The sequence below is a fragment of the Enterobacter sp. 2VL genome, assembly GCF_005503595.1.
Taxonomy (GTDB): domain Bacteria; phylum Pseudomonadota; class Gammaproteobacteria; order Enterobacterales; family Enterobacteriaceae; genus Enterobacter; species Enterobacter cancerogenus.
The window spans coordinates 26,691-42,456 of sequence record NZ_SCNE01000015.1 but is presented as its reverse complement, the minus strand read 5'-3'; the positions used below and the strand labels follow the sequence as shown (position 1 = coordinate 42,456).

The 15,766-nt window shown below is 54.5% G+C and carries 14 protein-coding genes and 1 tRNA gene; 11 read left to right on the top strand and 4 right to left on the bottom strand.

All coding sequences use genetic code 11. From position 1 onward, the window contains the following. The 8 genes from FFS28_RS21180 to FFS28_RS21145 all read left to right on the top strand — a co-directional run. Positions 1 to 451: hypothetical protein (locus tag FFS28_RS21180; protein ID WP_212743982.1), on the top strand; the 451-nt coding region annotated here is incomplete at its 5' end. Between the two features lie 60 nt (positions 452 to 511). Continuing rightward, positions 512 to 775, top strand: coding sequence for a PAAR domain-containing protein (locus FFS28_RS21175; RefSeq protein WP_006178487.1), 264 nt, complete (start codon positions 512 to 514; stop codon positions 773 to 775). Continuing rightward, positions 759 to 1,622 carry a TagK domain-containing protein gene (locus FFS28_RS21170; protein WP_137903877.1) on the top strand — a complete coding sequence of 288 codons (864 nt, stop codon included), beginning with the start codon at positions 759 to 761 and terminating at the stop codon, positions 1,620 to 1,622. The genes FFS28_RS21175 and FFS28_RS21170 overlap by 17 nt, the downstream gene beginning before the upstream one ends. A 17-nt stretch (positions 1,623 to 1,639) precedes the next feature. Then, positions 1,640 to 2,437, top strand: coding sequence for a type VI secretion system accessory protein TagJ (locus FFS28_RS21165; protein WP_006178485.1), 798 nt, complete (start codon positions 1,640 to 1,642; stop codon positions 2,435 to 2,437). After that, positions 2,424 to 2,927, top strand: a complete 504-nt coding sequence (gene tssE / locus FFS28_RS21160) for a type VI secretion system baseplate subunit TssE (protein ID WP_137903876.1) — start codon at positions 2,424 to 2,426, stop codon at positions 2,925 to 2,927. The genes FFS28_RS21165 and tssE overlap by 14 nt, the downstream gene beginning before the upstream one ends. Before the next feature lie 269 nt (positions 2,928 to 3,196). After that, complete coding sequence (locus FFS28_RS21155) at positions 3,197 to 3,814, top strand: helix-turn-helix domain-containing protein (RefSeq protein ID WP_101736992.1); 618 nt, start codon at positions 3,197 to 3,199, stop codon at positions 3,812 to 3,814. 23 nt (positions 3,815 to 3,837) lie between these two features. After that, positions 3,838 to 6,780 carry an autotransporter outer membrane beta-barrel domain-containing protein gene (locus FFS28_RS21150; protein WP_137903875.1) on the top strand — a complete coding sequence of 981 codons (2,943 nt, stop codon included), beginning with the start codon at positions 3,838 to 3,840 and terminating at the stop codon, positions 6,778 to 6,780. Between the two features lie 89 nt (positions 6,781 to 6,869). Beyond that, a complete protein-coding gene (locus tag FFS28_RS21145; protein ID WP_137903874.1) occupies positions 6,870 to 7,406 on the top strand; it encodes a response regulator transcription factor in 537 nt (178 codons plus the stop codon). 150 nt (positions 7,407 to 7,556) lie between these two features. Here the strand turns inward: FFS28_RS21145 and FFS28_RS21140 are convergent. Beyond that, positions 7,557 to 7,632: transfer RNA gene (locus tag FFS28_RS21140), tRNA-Phe, on the bottom strand. Between the two features lie 95 nt (positions 7,633 to 7,727). Then, a complete protein-coding gene (locus tag FFS28_RS21135; RefSeq protein ID WP_042321956.1) occupies positions 7,728 to 8,441 on the bottom strand; it encodes a DUF554 domain-containing protein in 714 nt (237 codons plus the stop codon). A 193-nt stretch (positions 8,442 to 8,634) separates the two neighbouring features. Here FFS28_RS21135 and FFS28_RS21130 point away from each other — a divergent pair, with 193 nt between their 5' ends. Beyond that, the gene (locus FFS28_RS21130; protein ID WP_137903873.1) at positions 8,635 to 10,770 is read left to right on the top strand and encodes an ornithine decarboxylase; all 2,136 of its coding nucleotides are present in this window, start codon (positions 8,635 to 8,637) and stop codon (positions 10,768 to 10,770) included. Between the two features lie 86 nt (positions 10,771 to 10,856). Here FFS28_RS21130 and FFS28_RS21125 read toward each other — a convergent pair whose 3' ends face one another. Both FFS28_RS21125 and FFS28_RS21120 read right to left on the bottom strand, forming a co-directional pair. Continuing rightward, positions 10,857 to 11,549 carry a response regulator gene (locus FFS28_RS21125; protein WP_137903872.1) on the bottom strand — a complete coding sequence of 231 codons (693 nt, stop codon included), beginning with the start codon at positions 11,547 to 11,549 and terminating at the stop codon, positions 10,857 to 10,859. After that, on the bottom strand, positions 11,539 to 13,176 hold the full coding sequence (locus FFS28_RS21120; protein WP_137903878.1) for an ATP-binding protein: 1,638 nt from the start codon (positions 13,174 to 13,176) through the stop codon (positions 11,539 to 11,541). The genes FFS28_RS21125 and FFS28_RS21120 overlap by 11 nt, the downstream gene beginning before the upstream one ends. Before the next feature lie 345 nt (positions 13,177 to 13,521). Here FFS28_RS21120 and FFS28_RS21115 point away from each other — a divergent pair, with 345 nt between their 5' ends. After that, positions 13,522 to 14,883, top strand: coding sequence for a 2-hydroxycarboxylate transporter family protein (locus FFS28_RS21115; RefSeq protein ID WP_006178471.1), 1,362 nt, complete (start codon positions 13,522 to 13,524; stop codon positions 14,881 to 14,883). Positions 14,884 to 14,900: 17 nt separating this feature from the next. Beyond that, a complete protein-coding gene (locus tag FFS28_RS21110) occupies positions 14,901 to 15,764 on the top strand; it encodes a fumarylacetoacetate hydrolase family protein (RefSeq protein WP_058608632.1) in 864 nt (287 codons plus the stop codon). Positions 15,765 to 15,766: the final 2 nt, after the last annotated feature.

The following is a 15,766-nucleotide window of genomic DNA, read 5'->3' as shown; positions in this document are numbered from 1 at the left end:
GTTTGGCGTTGTGCTTCCGTTGCCGCCACTGCCGACGCCAACGCCAACGATTCCACCTACGGACACGCCAACGGAATCCCCGACGGAGACGCCAACGGAATCCCCGACGGACACGCCAACGGAATCCCCGACGGAGACGCCAACGGAATCCCCGACGGAAACGCCAACGGAATCTCCGACGGAGACACCAACGGAATCCCCGACGGAGACACCAACGGAATCCCCAACGGAAACGCCAACGGAATCCCCGACGGAAACGCCGACGGAGACCCCAACGGAGACCCCGACGGAAACCCCGACGGAAACCCCGACGGAAACCCCAACGGAGACCCCAACGGAGACCCCAACGGAGACCCCAACGGAGACCCCAACGGAGACCCCAACGGAAACGCCGACGGAAACGCCGACGGAGACCCCAACGGAGACAGGCAGCGCAACGCCTGAACCCTAATGTGCATCTGACGACGAATACATTTCGTCGTCACCCACCAATTTCAAAGGAGAGTGAAATATGCAAAACGCAGCACGTGTCGGAGATGCTACCGCTCACGGTGGCGCCTTATGTTCCGGGTCGGGCGATGTCTACGTTAACGGCATTCCCGCCGCGATGGTGGGCGTCAGTATCGCGCCATGCGCGCTGTTACATGGTGCCGCACCCGTGGCAGTCGGATCAGGATCGGTCTTTATCAACGGCGTACCGGCCGCCAGACTGGGCGATGTCACCGGGTGCGGGGCGGCTGTCATAACGGGCTCTGGCGATGTCTATATCGGTTAACGAGATGAAGTTCCGTTTTCAATGGCCCACATCGCGCCAGCCCGTGTCGCTGCAGGAAGGTATTACGGCGGATCGGGCCATCGCGTTAGAGGTAAGCAGTGGGGTCTTTGGACCCCACAGCCAGGTGCCGGAGGGGCAAGATGCGGTGGCTTTTTACTGGCATTTAACCCGCCCGGTCATGCGGAACTTTTGCGTTAACGCCATCTGTTTGCTGGATGGCGTAGAGCTTTGCTATGGCGAAAGCCAACCCCTGCGCGTCGGCAGCCATCTTCAGGCAGGCCACTTCAGGCTTGAGATGGGTACGGACGACGACGACGCGCTAGCGCATCAGGAATTGTCGCCGTTTATTGGTGCGGATAATACATGGCAGGCAGCGGACAAGATCCCCGAAGTTGAAGAGATTTTGCCGAACGGCGGCAGTTATATAAATGACTTACATTATTTCAATAACGTTATCGCGCAACGAAACAGTGATGACGTATTGAAAATGCTTGAAATCGAGTACAAACGGTTCCTTATCTGGCAAGAGCAGGGACGCCAGTATTTCGATAACGTCAGCAATGAAGCCGCTTATCTCATCAAAACTGATAATCAGTTTGACCGCGTAAAAGAATGCCTTAAAGAAAAGACCTTAACGGAATGTATCGTCGACAGAACTTTTCTGATGGAAAAGGTCTGGCCCGATTTTGAAAGCAGCAGTATCGCGGACGATATTTTTGCCGAAGAAGAAAAAATCGATTTACTCAAATCTCTGTCACCCGACCCGATCGTGGCGAAAGGAATGAATCAGGTACCTGAACTGGTGTTTCGTGATTTCCACAAAATTGGCCTCGATTCTCACTATTAATAACAGGAGTTACTATCATGCAGGATATTACGACATTAACTGAAACACTGAAAACCTCTTCTCTGAACAATTTGCTGGAGCAGGTACTCTCGCAGGTGAAGGCATCCCCAGACGATCTCAAAGCCCGGGAAGTGCTGTTTAAATTGTATTGCGTCGATGGCGCGTGGGATAGCGCATTACTGCAGCTGCAGACGTTATCGCTACTTGATGAGGAAATGAAAAAACAGTGTGAGTTATATAAAAATCTCGTCTTTAGTGAAATGCAGCGTACGCAGGTTTTATCCGGTGAGCGTCTGGCCGCAACATTACAGGGTGATATGCCGCAGTGGATGGCGAAACTACACGAGGCCAACGGGCAATATTGCCAGGGCAATATGGCGCTATCAGATATCACGCGATCTGAAGCCTTTGAACTTGCACCGGAAAGCCGTGGTAAAAGTGATACCCTGGGCGAATTTACCTGGATTGCAGACAGTGACGGGCGTCTCGGGCCTGTGTGCGAGTTTATTTGCGCCGGAGGATATCGTTGGCTGCCGTTCTCTGAAGTCCAGCAACTTCGTATTTCAAAACCGAAAGATCTGATCGACCTTCTCTGGACACAAGCCTCCGTTAATGTTGCAGGGGAAGAGTATTTTGGCTTCATTCCGGCGCGCTACCCGATTATGGCGGATGATGGCCAGGACTATAAGCTGGGGTCAAAGACAGAGTGGTCGATGTTGTCCGATCTGCTCATTCTCGGCCATGGCCGTAAGGTACTGATTACCGACAGCTGTGAACATTCGATCATGGAGGTGGGTGAGATTGTATTCGAATAAATCCTTTACCCGAGAAGGCCGCTATCTTCCTACACTTCTTGAGCGGTTACAGGATGACGAACCTAAAAGCCCACACGATCGCACCAGACCAGTCGATGTTAAAACGATACGTCAGCTGGTTCAAAAAGATATTGCTGATTTAATTAATCATACAAATATCGAGGATACGCTCAACGAGCAACGCTATAAAGCAGTAACGGAATCGGTGCTTAATTATGGTATTCCGGCGCTGATCGGCAGGCATGAAAATCGTAATAACTGGCAGGTTATCGAGCAGGCTATCCGTAAGGCTATCATTCGTTTCGAACCGCGTATTATCCCTGAAACACTGCTGGTGCGTTCATTGCAGGAAAGGGAACAGATGACGAGACATGCCGTTATTGCTTTTGAGATTAGAGGCCTAATTGACTGGCAGCCCCACCCGGTAGATTTGTGTATGAATGGCCGTTACGACATGGAGTCAGAAAAGGTGGATTTGAAACTTCTTTAATAAATATGAATTTATATTAAATAGAGAAATTTACCCTATAAATTAAGATCTTTCCTTGGGCAATTTTCTTGGTGAATTATCCTAAAATGTTTGATAGCCATTACCAAGAGAGAGGTTTTTGAATAATATCGAGGTGAGCTTTGTCTTAATTTGTAAAGTTCCTGGAGATCTGTTCCCGCTAGCGAATGCAGTTTATTGCATTTATTGTTTATCTTGCTGTTTGCGGAGATAACTTGCCTTAAAGGGAATGCAACACATGGGTGTGGAATATGTTGAATATATTGTTGATGGATTCTAACTATTATCGTGGGTTAGGGGTAAAATCCTTAATTTTGAGTCAATTGCCAAACGAACGTCTGAATGATGCGCGTTTTGCATTATCAACAGATGAAATGAGTAAGGATGACGCTAATATCATCTTCTATGATGATTTTGTAACGATTAATGTTTTGAACAGGAAGAAAATTCGTAGTAATAGCGACCGCTGGCTTAAAGATACCAGGGAGCCAGAAAAGCTCACGCTGCATGTTCCGTTTTTGGCCCGCAATCAAACGCTCAATGACGTATCGATGAAGATCGGTAAAATACTGGCGATCGCGACTGCGGACTATCATGTTCATTTCAATAAGAAAGATGCTTACTGGAGTTTTGGACTGAAGAAATACGCACAGCTCTCTGATGCGGAAACCGATGTCATGCTCTTAATTGGCAGGGGTTACAACAGCGGCGATATCTCACGAATGTTGAATCGCTCACGAAAGACAATCAGCACCCATTATCGTAACGCCAGTCGTAAAATGGGCGCCTCAAATCAAGCCGAGTTTTATCGTTACGCATCGTTTGTCGCCAGATGCGGATGTAATGAAAGAAACACGCTGTGTTTATAAATGGATTAGTGAAAGGCAACATTATGGATAATTATCACACCAGTCAGGGTGAGTGGCATCGTTTACTCTGCGCGTTACCAATCTATCTTTTTGTAAGTAATTCTGTTTGCGCCGCAAATAGTAACACTATTGTCATTGATGGAGGAAAACTCCATTTCGAAAATCTGACGCTTGTAAATGACACAAGCGGTGCCTTTATTATCCAGGCAAAAAACGGCGCAGAATTTAACGGCAGCCAGCTTTTTCTCACCAGTAGCGGAACGCGCGGCGGCGGGGCGTGGATAGACGATAGTATTTTCACGGGCGACAATCTGGAGATTAATGTTAGCGGTAACGCTGCCAGCGGCATTTATCTTGCGAACAATAGCTCTGCCACACTTTCTGATATCACGATCGCCGCCCAAAATAACGCGATGGGGCTAAATCTGGACGGGACCTGGTCAACGCAAGGCTTCGCTACCGCGCAGCTTAGCGACAGCGCCATTACCACCGAAAGCGGCGACGCCATCAAGGTTATGGCGGGTGATTTAACGTTGACCAATACGTCCGCCACAACGACCGGCGACAGTAGCTATGCGGTGAATGCCAATCAGGCCGCAACAGTAAACATTGATGGAGGCCGATACGCAACGCAGGGTAAATACAGCGATGCGGTGTGGGTCGTCAGCAGTGACTCCTCCGTCAATATAAACGACGCCACCCTCTCTACCGCAGGCGATCGTGCTATCGCGCTGAATGCGCAGAATGGGACGGCAACCATTACCAACAGTACCCTCGAGACCGCGGGACTTAACTCGTATGCCCTGTATAGCGGAAGGCAGCAGCTCACGGGCGATAAGCTGACCATTATTACCCAGGGTACCGGCGGGGCCGGCCTGTTTGCCGCAACCGGTGGGAAGGGAACCTTAACCAACAGCGATATCACCACGCACGGTGAACTTGCGGCAGGGCTACTGGCCTACCCGGGTTCGGCTATTACCGCCGATAACGTGCGCATAGAGACCACCGGCAAACAAGGCTTTGGGCTATGGAGCCGTGCAGGGCAACTGGATATCAGCAACAGTACGATCGTGACGTCTGGCGATGAGGCAGCCGGGCTGTATGTGAATGGTTACTCCACCACGCTCAGCAATAACGTGTCGCTGAATAATGTGACGTTGCAAAGCGCGCAGGCGCAGGCGATTAATGCTGACACCACGACGCTGGCGCTGACGGTAAAGGACTCTACGCTCAGCGGCGGCAACGGTCAGGTGATGAACGTGAGCCATTATGAGGATGCAGCTGATCCTGCTAACAACCTCTACAGCACTGTGACCTTAACGGCGGCTAACAGCCAGTTGAATGGCGACATTACCTCCTCGGACGTTGCCAACAGCGTGGCGGTTGACCTGACGTCAGCCTCGGTGCTGAACGGCGCAGTCGATAACGCAACGTCGCTGGCGCTGGATAATACCAGCCGCTGGAACATGAGCGGCAGTTCGTTTGTCGGCCAGTTGACCAACAACGGCACCATCGCCTTCTCTGCGGGTAACGCGGCGGACACTCTGACGGTGACCGGGGATTATGCCGGCAACGGCGGGACGCTGATGTTTAACAGCGTGCTGGGGGATGACAGCTCGCCGAGTAATAAACTGATCGTCGGCGGTGACGTGCTGGCGGGGACGACGTATGTCGCTATCAATAACCTGGGCGGGTACGGTGCGCAAACCGTTGAAGGCATAGAGATTGTTGACGTCGGCGGACGATCTTACGGCAATTTCGTGCAGTCGGGCCGTATTGTGGCGGGCGCTTATGATTACTCCCTCCTGCAAAAGGGCGAAAACTGGTATCTGACCAGCGAGGCGACACCGGTTGATCCGGAGCCAGAACCTACTCCAGAACCTACGCCAGCCCCTGAGCCTGGCCCGAACCCCGATCCCACTCCCGCCCCTGAGCCGGGTCCAAAACCTGAACCTACGCCAGATCCGCAACGAAAAACGCCGGTGATTCGTCCTGAAGCGGGCAGTTACACCGCCAATATCGCCGCGGCCAATACCCTGTTTGCAATGAGTCTGCACGACCGACTGGGAGAACCTGGGTTTGTGGACGCCTTATCGGCACAGCCTGAAGTCACCAGCCTGTGGCTGCGTCAGGTCGGCGGCCACAACGGCTGGCATGACGGTAGCGGCCAGCTGACAACCCAGAGTAATCGCTATGTGGCGCAGATGGGCGGCGACGTGGCGCGCTGGAGTCGGGATGGCGTCGATCGCTGGCATGTCGGCTTTATGGCGGGCTACGGTAATAACCACAGTTCGACGCGCAGCGTAATGAGTGGCTACCGCGCCAGCGGTTCCGTGGAGGGGTATAGCATAGGGGGTTACGCCACCTGGTATGCCAATGCCCCGGCGTCGCAGGGGGCCTGGGTGGACAGCTGGTTACTGTACAACTGGTTTACTAACAGCGTTCAGGGTAAAGAATTAGCGAGTGAATCGTACAAATCCCGGGGGTTCACCGCGTCGCTGGAGGCGGGTTATACGCAGAAACTCGGTGAATTCACGGGGAGCAAGGGAACGCTGAACGAATGGTTCATCCAGCCTCAGGCGCAGGCGATATGGATGGGGGTAAAAGCCGATGATTTCCATGAGGCAAACGGCACCCGCATTCAAAGCGAAGGCGACGGGAATATCCGCACCAGGCTGGGCATTCGTACTTTCCTGAAAAGCCACCATGCGATGGATAACGATAAGGAACGCGTGTTCCAGCCTTACGTTGAGCTTAACTGGATCCATAACACCCGTGACTTTGGCACGAAGATGGATGATGTGAGCGTTTACCAGGCGGGTGCGAGAAATCTGGGCGAAATCAAAACAGGCGTTGAAGGGCAGATCAACCCGCGGCTGAACACCTGGGGAAATATCGGCGTCCAGATGGGTGATAAAGGCTATCACGATGCTGCGGCCATGGTTGGCCTCAAATATCATTTTTAACACCCCTTAAGCCACTGCCCCGGTCGCGCAGATCGCTACCGGGGCAGAATGTCAGGAGGAAGCTATTTTCCACTTTTCATGGAGAGACAATGCAGATCTTTTCTGGGGATTCATTTTTCGTGATTGGCCTTAAGGCCCTATCCATTAATCTTAATATTCCTGAACCTGAGAGCCTGATCATATTTGATACCGGGCAAGACTATATTTATGTGCTTGATGACAATGAGATCAAGCATCTTATCTATTCCGATCCGGTATCTGCTTTTATCCTCTGTCGACGTTCATTAATAAATCGAACGGCAGGGGTCAACATTTTCAGCATGCTATTAAGCGGATGGCGCTTCGGCTGCGCGAAGCAACGACATCCAAAGGAAATGACCACCAGAGAAGCGCTGATAATAAGGATGATTTGTTTAGGGATCAGCCAAAAGCATATAGCAATGAAATTGCACGTCAGCGAAAAAACGGTCAGTACCCATAAGTTAAACGCACTGCATAAGCTCAAAATTAAAAACGTCGCGATTTTTTTTAACGAGTATGCGGCCTGGTATCGTTTATGGATGCAGTATATGAACACGCAGCAGGGGGACACCCTACACGCGCAAACTCAGGGTAAACAGGCGTAAGGACAGACCGAGGCGTGATGGTGCGGGCACGCTGCCAGAAACGTCAGGGGAGACAAACCGGGAGAGCACAGGAGCAGGTTGAGGCTAAGTGTTTTGGCGGGCTCAGAATGCAAAAACGGACCTCCGTGGAGGTCCGTTCTTATGAATGAGTGGTGCCCGGACTCGGAATCGAACCAAGGACACGGGGATTTTCAATCCCCTGCTCTACCGACTGAGCTATCCGGGCAACGGGGCGCATTAAACCCGATTCACTTCCCGCCGTCAACGAATTTTGTGGTTTTCGTTGCAGACTGCGCACTCTCTCACCACTTCGTCGTCATCTTAAGCGAAAAAGTGCGTCCACAGCGCTGAAAGCGGCATGGCGATCAGCAGGGCGGGGAGCATATTGACCACCGCAAACATTTTGATGCCGCAGATGCGCAGCCCTGTCGCCAGCAGCAGCAGGCCGCCGACGGCGGTAAAGTCTGCCATCATCGCCGGCGTGGTGAGCGGCAGGATCAGCGTGGCACAGGTGGCAAGCGCCAGCTGAATGAGCAGCATCGGCACGCAAATCGCCGCGACGGCGATGCCGAGCGTGGTGGCGAAAATGGTGGCGGTGAAGAAATCGAGAAACGCCTTCGCAATCAAAATGCTCGGATCGCCGGTCATCCCTTCCTGCATCGAACCGAAAATTCCGGTGCCGCTGGCGCAAAACAGAATAATGATGGCGACATAGTTTTGGATAAACGTCTCGTGCGAGCCGCTCTTCGCCTTGCCCGGCCGGGCAATCAGGTTTTTGGCTTTGCTGACCGCGCTATTGATCCCTTTTTCGAGATAGCAAAACTCACCAATCAGCGCGCCGAGCAGGGTGGCCAGCACCATGACCGGCAGGTTGGCGCATTTCACCACCAGCAGGATCCCGATACCCAGCGACGCCAGACCAAAAATGGAGGGCATAGAGACGCGAATACGTTCCGGCAATCGCTGACTTAATACGGCGCCAAGAACGCCCCCCAGTAATACGGCGCTGGCATTGATAAAAGGGCCAATGACCACGGTAAGCTCCTGTTATTTAATCATTCATTGTGCATCAGTATGGCATGAAGACGCCATTCTCTGCCTGATTTTGAATGAGATCGTGCATAATGATGCTGTCGGTTGGCGAAGAGGTGCTTCGCCCGGCACCTCTTTCGGCAGAATGGGTATTCTGTCCGGGGCCATTTTCCCCCTGCAACGGGTATTTGCGTTTATGAAATCACTGAAAATTGCCGTCAGCCGCGAGCTGGTTTCCCTGGTCTCCACGCATCGCGAAAAGGTGACGCTGGATAACACCGATTTTACCGACGTGGCGGCAGTCGTTCTTACGGTCGCTGACAGTTGCAGCGGCATTCTCGCGCTGCTGAAACGCACCGGGTTCCAGCTACCGGTCTTTCTGTTCTCGCCGGAGCCTGTAGAGATGCCTGACGGGGTGATGGCGGTGATGACGGGCAAAGCGCAGGAGTTCCTGGAACTGGAATCCGCCGCCTGTCGATATGAAGAAAACCTGCTGCCGCCCTTCTTTGACACGCTCAGCCAGTATGTGGCGATGGGAAACAGCACCTTTGCGTGCCCGGGGCATCAGCACGGGGTGTTTTTCAAAAAACACCCGGCCGGGCGGCAGTTCTTTGATTTCTTCGGTGAGAACGTCTTTCGGGCCGATATGTGCAATGCCGACGTAAAGCTCGGCGATCTGCTGATTCATGAAGGCTCCGCCAAACACGCGCAAAAGTTCGCGGCAAAAGTCTTTCATGCCGACAAAACCTATTTTGTTCTGAACGGCACCTCCGCCGCCAATAAAGTGGTGACCAATGCGCTGCTCACGCGCGGCGATCTGGTGCTGTTTGACCGCAACAACCATAAATCTAACCATCATGGCGCGCTGATCCAGGCGGGCGCGACGCCGGTTTACCTTGAGGCGGCGCGTAACCCGTTTGGTTTTATCGGGGGTATCGACGAGCACTGTTTTGACGAGGCGTATCTGCGTGACCAGATCCGCGAGGTCGCGGCGCAGAAGGCCGATCAGCCGCGACCGTTCCGTCTGGCCGTCATTCAACTTGGCACCTACGATGGGACGATCTACAACGCGCGTCAGGTGATCGACAAGATCGGCCACCTGTGCGACTACATCCTGTTTGACTCTGCCTGGGTCGGTTACGAGCAGTTTATTCCGATGATGGCGGAAACGTCTCCGCTGTTGCTGGAGCTCAACGAGAACGATCCGGGCATTTTCGTGACCCAGTCGGTGCATAAACAGCAGGCCGGGTTCTCGCAAACCTCGCAGATCCATAAAAAAGACAACCACATTCGCGGTCAGGCGCGGTTCTGCCCGCATAAGCGGCTCAATAACGCCTTTATGCTCCACGCCTCCACCAGCCCGTTTTATCCGCTGTTTGCCGCGCTGGACGTCAACGCCAAGATCCACGAGGGTGAGAGCGGGCGCAGGCTGTGGGCGGAATGCGTCGAACTGGGCATCGAGGCGCGTAAGGCGATTATCGCCAACTGCCGTATGATCAGGCCGTTTATCCCGCCGGTAGTGGGTGGGCGTCCGTGGCAGGATCACGCGACGCAGACCATCGCTCGCGAGCGCCACTTCTTCAGCTTTGAACCTGGCGCGAAATGGCATGGTTTTGACGGCTACGCCCGGGATCAATATTTTGTCGACCCGTGCAAACTGCTGCTGACCACGCCGGGTATTGATGCTGAAACCGGCGAGTACACGGACTTTGGCATTCCGGCGACCATCCTCGCGCACTACCTGCGCGAAAACGGCATCGTGCCGGAGAAGTGCGATCTCAACTCGATCCTGTTCCTGCTGACCCCGGCTGAAAGTGCTGAGAAGATGGCGCAGCTGGTGGCAATGCTGGGTCAGTTTGAGCAGCATATTGAAGACGACACCCCGCTGGCGGACGTGCTGCCGACCATTTACCAGAAGTACCCGGTGCGCTATCGCGACTACAGCATCCGCCAGCTGTGTCAGGAGATGCACGATCTCTACGTCAGCTTTAACGTCAAAGATCTGCAAAAGGCGATGTTCCGCAAGGAGAGTCTGCCGTCGGTGATGATGAACCCGCAGGATGCCAATCAGGAGTATATCCGCGGCAACGTCGAGCTGGTGCGCATTCGCGATGCCGGCGGGCGTATTGCCGCTGAGGGTGCGCTGCCGTATCCGCCAGGTGTGCTGTGCGTGGTGCCAGGTGAAGTCTGGGGTGGGGCGGTGCAGCGCTACTTCCTGGCGCTGGAAGAGGGCGTGAATATGCTGCCGGGCTTCTCGCCGGAGCTACAGGGGGTCTACAGCGAAAAAGATGCGGACGGGATTAAGCGGTTGTATGGGTATGTGTTGAGGTAAACCCTTGCCCGAACGTAGGCCCGGTAAGCTTGCGCCACCGGGCAAATCGCCGGGTGGCGCTAACGCTTACCCGGCCTACAAAACAGTCAGGCTTCTGCCCGTTTATACATCCTCCGCGGATGCCCAATCTTCCCGTACAACATCTCCACGCTCAAAAAACCTGCCTCCACGCAGTGCTCCAGATAGCGTCGGGTGGTGGTTTTACTCAGGCCGGTTTCACTCACCACGTCATCCACTGAAAAACAGTGTGCCCCTTTATCGTTGAACAGTGCCTGGACCCGCGCCAGCGTGTTCTCCTCAATCCCCTTACTGCCGTTATCCAGGCGGTAGTTCTTGGCCTGAAGCTGATAAAGCGAATCCACGTTCTGCTGGTCGACAATCTTCCAGACGCGCTGCTGCTCGGCAAACTGTACGAAGCGCTCAAGCGACTGGCTAAGCCGCTTCCAGGAGACCGGCTTGAGAATGTAATCAAACGCGCCGTTGCGGATCGCCTGGCTGCAGGTGTCCATATCGCTGGCGGCCGTGATAAAAATCACCGAGCAGTTGGCGCGGGTCAGCATGGGGTTGCCGATAAGCGTGATGCCCTTGCCGTCCGGCAGGTAGTTATCCAGCAGCATCAGCTGTGGACGCTTGCTCTCCAGCTGTACCTGCGCGTCCGCCAGCGACGAGGCAATGCCCACCAGCCTCAGGCGAGGATGCTTAGCGATAAGCTCCGCGTGCAGTTGCGCCAGTTCGTTCTCGTCTTCAACGATCAGTACGTCGATAAGTTCATGTTGCATAGTCAGTATCTTCCAGTTCCTGCGCGGGTCGCCGGGCGGTTCCTGTGGCGGGAATAAACAGCGAAAATATCGCGCCGCGCGGCGAATTATCAGCAACTTCAATGGTGCCGCCAGCCTGAGTGACATAGCTTTCGATCAGGTACAGGCCAATACCATGATCCCCACGCGTTTTGGTGGTAATGCCGCGCTCAAATATCTGGTCGCGGATCTCCGGTTTGATGCCAACCCCCTGGTCGGCCACTTCAATAATCAGCTCGCGCTCGTTCAGCGTAATCAGCACTTCAACCGGCTCATGCGGCAGCGGGGCGCGCTGCGTCGCCTCAATGGCGTTATCCAGCAGATTGCCGATGATTGATATCAGCTCCTCCTCAAGCAGCGGCAGGAACGGTTTATCGATCCGACAGGCCGGGTCGAACGACAGCGCTACGCCCTTTTCGCGCGCCCGTGCGGCTTTACCTAACAGCAGGCCGCACAGCGTCGGCGAGCTAAAGCGTGAGGAGATAAAGTCCAGCAGCTCCTGGGCGTGTTCCGACTGCGCCTGGATGTAGTCAATCGCCTCGCCGTAGCGGCCCATGTGCAGCAGGCCGGAAAGCGTCGTCATGCGGTTCAACTGCTCGTGACGCATGATGCGCAGGTTATCGACATAGCGTTTCACCTGGCTGAGCTGGGCGCTAAGCGAGTCGATTTCATTGCGATCGCGAAAGGTAATCACCCATCCCTGGAGTGAATCTTCCAGCATAATGCGCACCCGGCTGGCGATCACCGTGAGATCGTTAAAGCGGCAAATCTCATCATGGGTATCTTTCGCCAGCATCGTCTGCGCCGCGAAAAACGGGACGGGGGCGATCACCTGGTTGATCGGTTTCCCCCGCAGCGCGCGGGCGGGCTGGCTCAGCCCCAGCAGTTTTCGCGCGGCCTGGTTGATCACCTCAATGCGCAGGTTGCTGTCGATGGCAATCACCCCTTCGTAAATGGACTCCATCATCGCTTTTTGCTGGCGCACCAGCAGGCCGATTTCGCGCGGCTCCAGAGAGAAAATCTGCTTTTTAATGCTGCGGGTAAAGAACCACGAGAAGATAAACAGGGCAATCAGCAGCAGCACGGCAGCGATCAGAATGTTAATCACTTTGTTGACGGTGATGGTATCGAGATAGCTGGTGAGATAGCCCACCGACACAATCCCCACCACGCGGCCCGCGTCGTTAAAAATGGGGGCTTTACTGCGCAGCGAAATCCCGAGACCGCCCTTGCGAATGGTGGTGGTACTTTTGCCGCGCAGCACCTCTTCGTTGTCGCCGCCGACCAGCGTTTTGCCGACCCGGTCCGCAAATACCGAGTGGAAAAGATGCAGCCCTTTATCGTCACCGATGACAATAAAACTGGCGTCGCTGTGCGCGGCTATTTTTTTCATGAACTCTTGAATGCCGCGGATATCTTTCTCTGCGACCTCCTGACGTAAGCTCGGAATAAGCGCGATCTCTTCCGCCTGTATTTTGGCGCGCATACTCATTTCCTGATAAAGCTGCCTGCCCACGTCCACATAATAATATCCCCCCAGCAGGGCAAAGAGCACCGAGAAAAAGGCGACCAGGGAAATAAACAGCTTTATCTGGAAGGAGACTTTCATCATTATCACGCAGCGCATCAATGGAAAAAAGGAATATAACATCTTTTCCCCTGCTGGCGCGGGGTTTGCCTGAAACTTGTGATCCTTTGCACAGCGCTGGTGGTCCGGTAAATCCGATAATTAAGGTTTATCTTAATGGCGCGATATTGCGTGTCGCTTACAGGTTTAATCGGCAATAAAAACCATAAAAACCACGCCAATAAATAAGGTGTGAATCACATTAAATAATAGAAACCATAAAAACCATAGCGGCCATAAAAACTTCGCTTTTAATATGCCATTCCTCACATAAAGTAAGCCTTTGTAACTCTAAGCTCAACGGACAAAATAACGAAGGGGCTTATTATGAGCACAACTGACAATTCATTCTCTGTTACCCACGACCCGATTGATATTCAACGGCCTTCGCTCAAAGAGCGCTGGTGGCATATTATGGATACCTGGAAAGTCGGGATTATTCCGCTGCCGCTGTTTGTGCTGGCGGGCGTGCTGATTGCCATTGACTGCCTGGGCGGCAAGCTGCCGAGCGATATCGTGGTGATGGTCGCCACGCTGGCGTTCTTCGGCTTTGCCTGCGGCGAGTTTGGCAAACGTCTGCCGATTGTCGGCAAACTGGGCGCGGCGGCGATATGCGCCACTTTTATCCCGTCAGCGCTGGTCTACTACGGTCTGCTGCCGGACGTGGTGGTTGAATCCACCACCAAATTCTACAAATCCACCAACATTCTCTACCTCTACATCTGCTGCATCATTGTCGGCAGCATCATGAGCATGAACCGCACGGTGCTGATTCAGGGCTTTCTGCGCATCTTCTTCCCGATGCTGTGCGGGGAAATCGTCGGCATGATTGTCGGGATGGGCGTCGGTCTGGCGCTGGGCCTGGAGCCGTTCCAGATCTTCTTCTTTATCATTCTGCCGATCATGGCGGGCGGCGTGGGGGAAGGGGCGATCCCGCTCTCCATTGGCTATGCCACCCTGCTGCATATGGATCAGGGCGTGGCGCTTGGCCGCGTGCTGCCGATGGTGATGCTCGGCGGCCTGACCGCCATCATCATCTCCGGCTGCCTGAACCAGCTCGGGAAACGCTACCCGCACCTGACCGGTGAAGGCCAGCTGATGCCAAACCGCGCCAACGCCGATACCACCGTTTCGCAGCCTGCGTTCTCCGGTAAAGCGGATGTCACCACCATAGCCTCCGGCGCGCTGCTGGCGGTGCTGCTCTATATGCTCGGTATGCTCGGCCACAAGCTGATTGGCCTGCCTGCGCCGGTTGGCATGCTGTTTATGGCGGTGCTGGTGAAGCTCTGCAATGGCGCGTCGCCGCGCATTCTTGAAGGCTCGCAGGTGGTCTACAAATTCTTCCAGACGTCAGTAACGTATCCCATCCTCTTTGCCGTCGGCGTGGCGATCACCCCGTGGCACGAACTGGTTGCGGCATTCACCCTCAGCAACCTGCTGGTGATCGTCAGCACCGTCTCCGCGCTGGTGGCGACCGGGTTCTTCGTCGGCAAAAAGATTGGTATGCATCCGATTGATGTCGCCATCGTCTCCTGCTGTCAGAGCGGGCAGGGCGGGACCGGCGACGTGGCGATTCTGACCGCAGGCAACCGCATGAGCCTGATGCCCTTCGCCCAGATTGCTACCCGTATCGGTGGGGCGATTAACGTCTCCGTCTCTCTGCTGATACTGGGCAACTTCCTCGTTTAAGTCTTCAGGAAAAAACAATGAAACTCGCAAGCTTTTTATACCAGGGTAAACGCAGCTACGGCATCGTCCAGGCCGACGGCATCATTGATTTAGGCCGCCGTCTGGGCGATCGCTACGCCGACCTCAAGGCGCTGTTGCAGGGAAACGGGCTGGCGCAGGCTACCCGATACCTTAACGATGCGGTCGATGTCCCGATGAGCGCCATCACCTTTTTACCGGTGATTGAGCAGCCGGAAAAAATCCTCTGCGTCGGCATGAACTACGCCGACAAGCGCAAGGAATTTGACCAGCACAACCCGGCACCGACGCTGTTTGTGCGCTTCCCGGACTCGCAGACCGGCCACAACGCGCCGGTGATCAAACCGCGCCACTCCCGCGAATTCGACTATGAGGGCGAGCTGGCGGTGATCGTCGGGAAAGGCGGGGAGAACATCAGCCGCGACGACGCCCTGCGCCACGTGGCGGGCTACAGCTGCTACATGGACGGCTCCGCCCGCGACTGGCAGCACACCTGGTTCACCGCCGGGAAAAACTGGCGTCAGACCGGGGCGTTTGGCCCGTGGATGGCGACGGCGGATGAGATCCCGGACCCGCACAGGCTGGCGATCCGCACCTGGCTGAATGGCCGCATGGTGCAGGAGGACAACACCAGCAGCATGATCCATAAGGTTGCGGAGCTGATCGAGTACATCAGCACCTTCACCCGCCTCAGCCCGGGGGATGTGATCATCACCGGATCGCCGGGCGGCGTAGGGAAAAAGCGCAACCCGCCGCTGTTTATGAAAGAGGGGGATCGCATTGAGGTGGAGATCGAACACATCGGTCATCTGAGCAACGTGATCGTCGAAGCGCCTGCCGTCGGGCTTGCGGCAGCACACTGAGT

Excerpts from the sequence above, each read along its gene's own strand:
- FFS28_RS21175 (WP_006178487.1), top strand. The coding sequence starts at position 512 with ATGCAAAACGCAGCACGTGTCGGAGATGCTACCGCTCACGGTGGCGCC.
- FFS28_RS21170 (WP_137903877.1), top strand. The coding sequence starts at position 759 with ATGTCTATATCGGTTAACGAGATGAAGTTCCGTTTTCAATGGCCCACA.
- FFS28_RS21165 (WP_006178485.1), top strand. The coding sequence starts at position 1,640 with ATGCAGGATATTACGACATTAACTGAAACACTGAAAACCTCTTCTCTG.
- FFS28_RS21155 (WP_101736992.1), top strand. The coding sequence starts at position 3,197 with ATGTTGAATATATTGTTGATGGATTCTAACTATTATCGTGGGTTAGGG.
- FFS28_RS21150 (WP_137903875.1), top strand. The coding sequence starts at position 3,838 with ATGGATAATTATCACACCAGTCAGGGTGAGTGGCATCGTTTACTCTGC.
- FFS28_RS21145 (WP_137903874.1), top strand. The coding sequence starts at position 6,870 with ATGCAGATCTTTTCTGGGGATTCATTTTTCGTGATTGGCCTTAAGGCC.
- FFS28_RS21130 (WP_137903873.1), top strand. The coding sequence starts at position 8,635 with ATGAAATCACTGAAAATTGCCGTCAGCCGCGAGCTGGTTTCCCTGGTC.
- FFS28_RS21125 (WP_137903872.1), bottom strand. The coding sequence starts at position 11,549 with ATGCAACATGAACTTATCGACGTACTGATCGTTGAAGACGAGAACGAA.
- FFS28_RS21120 (WP_137903878.1), bottom strand. The coding sequence starts at position 13,176 with ATGAAAGTCTCCTTCCAGATAAAGCTGTTTATTTCCCTGGTCGCCTTT.
- FFS28_RS21115 (WP_006178471.1), top strand. The coding sequence starts at position 13,522 with ATGAGCACAACTGACAATTCATTCTCTGTTACCCACGACCCGATTGAT.
- FFS28_RS21110 (WP_058608632.1), top strand. The coding sequence starts at position 14,901 with ATGAAACTCGCAAGCTTTTTATACCAGGGTAAACGCAGCTACGGCATC.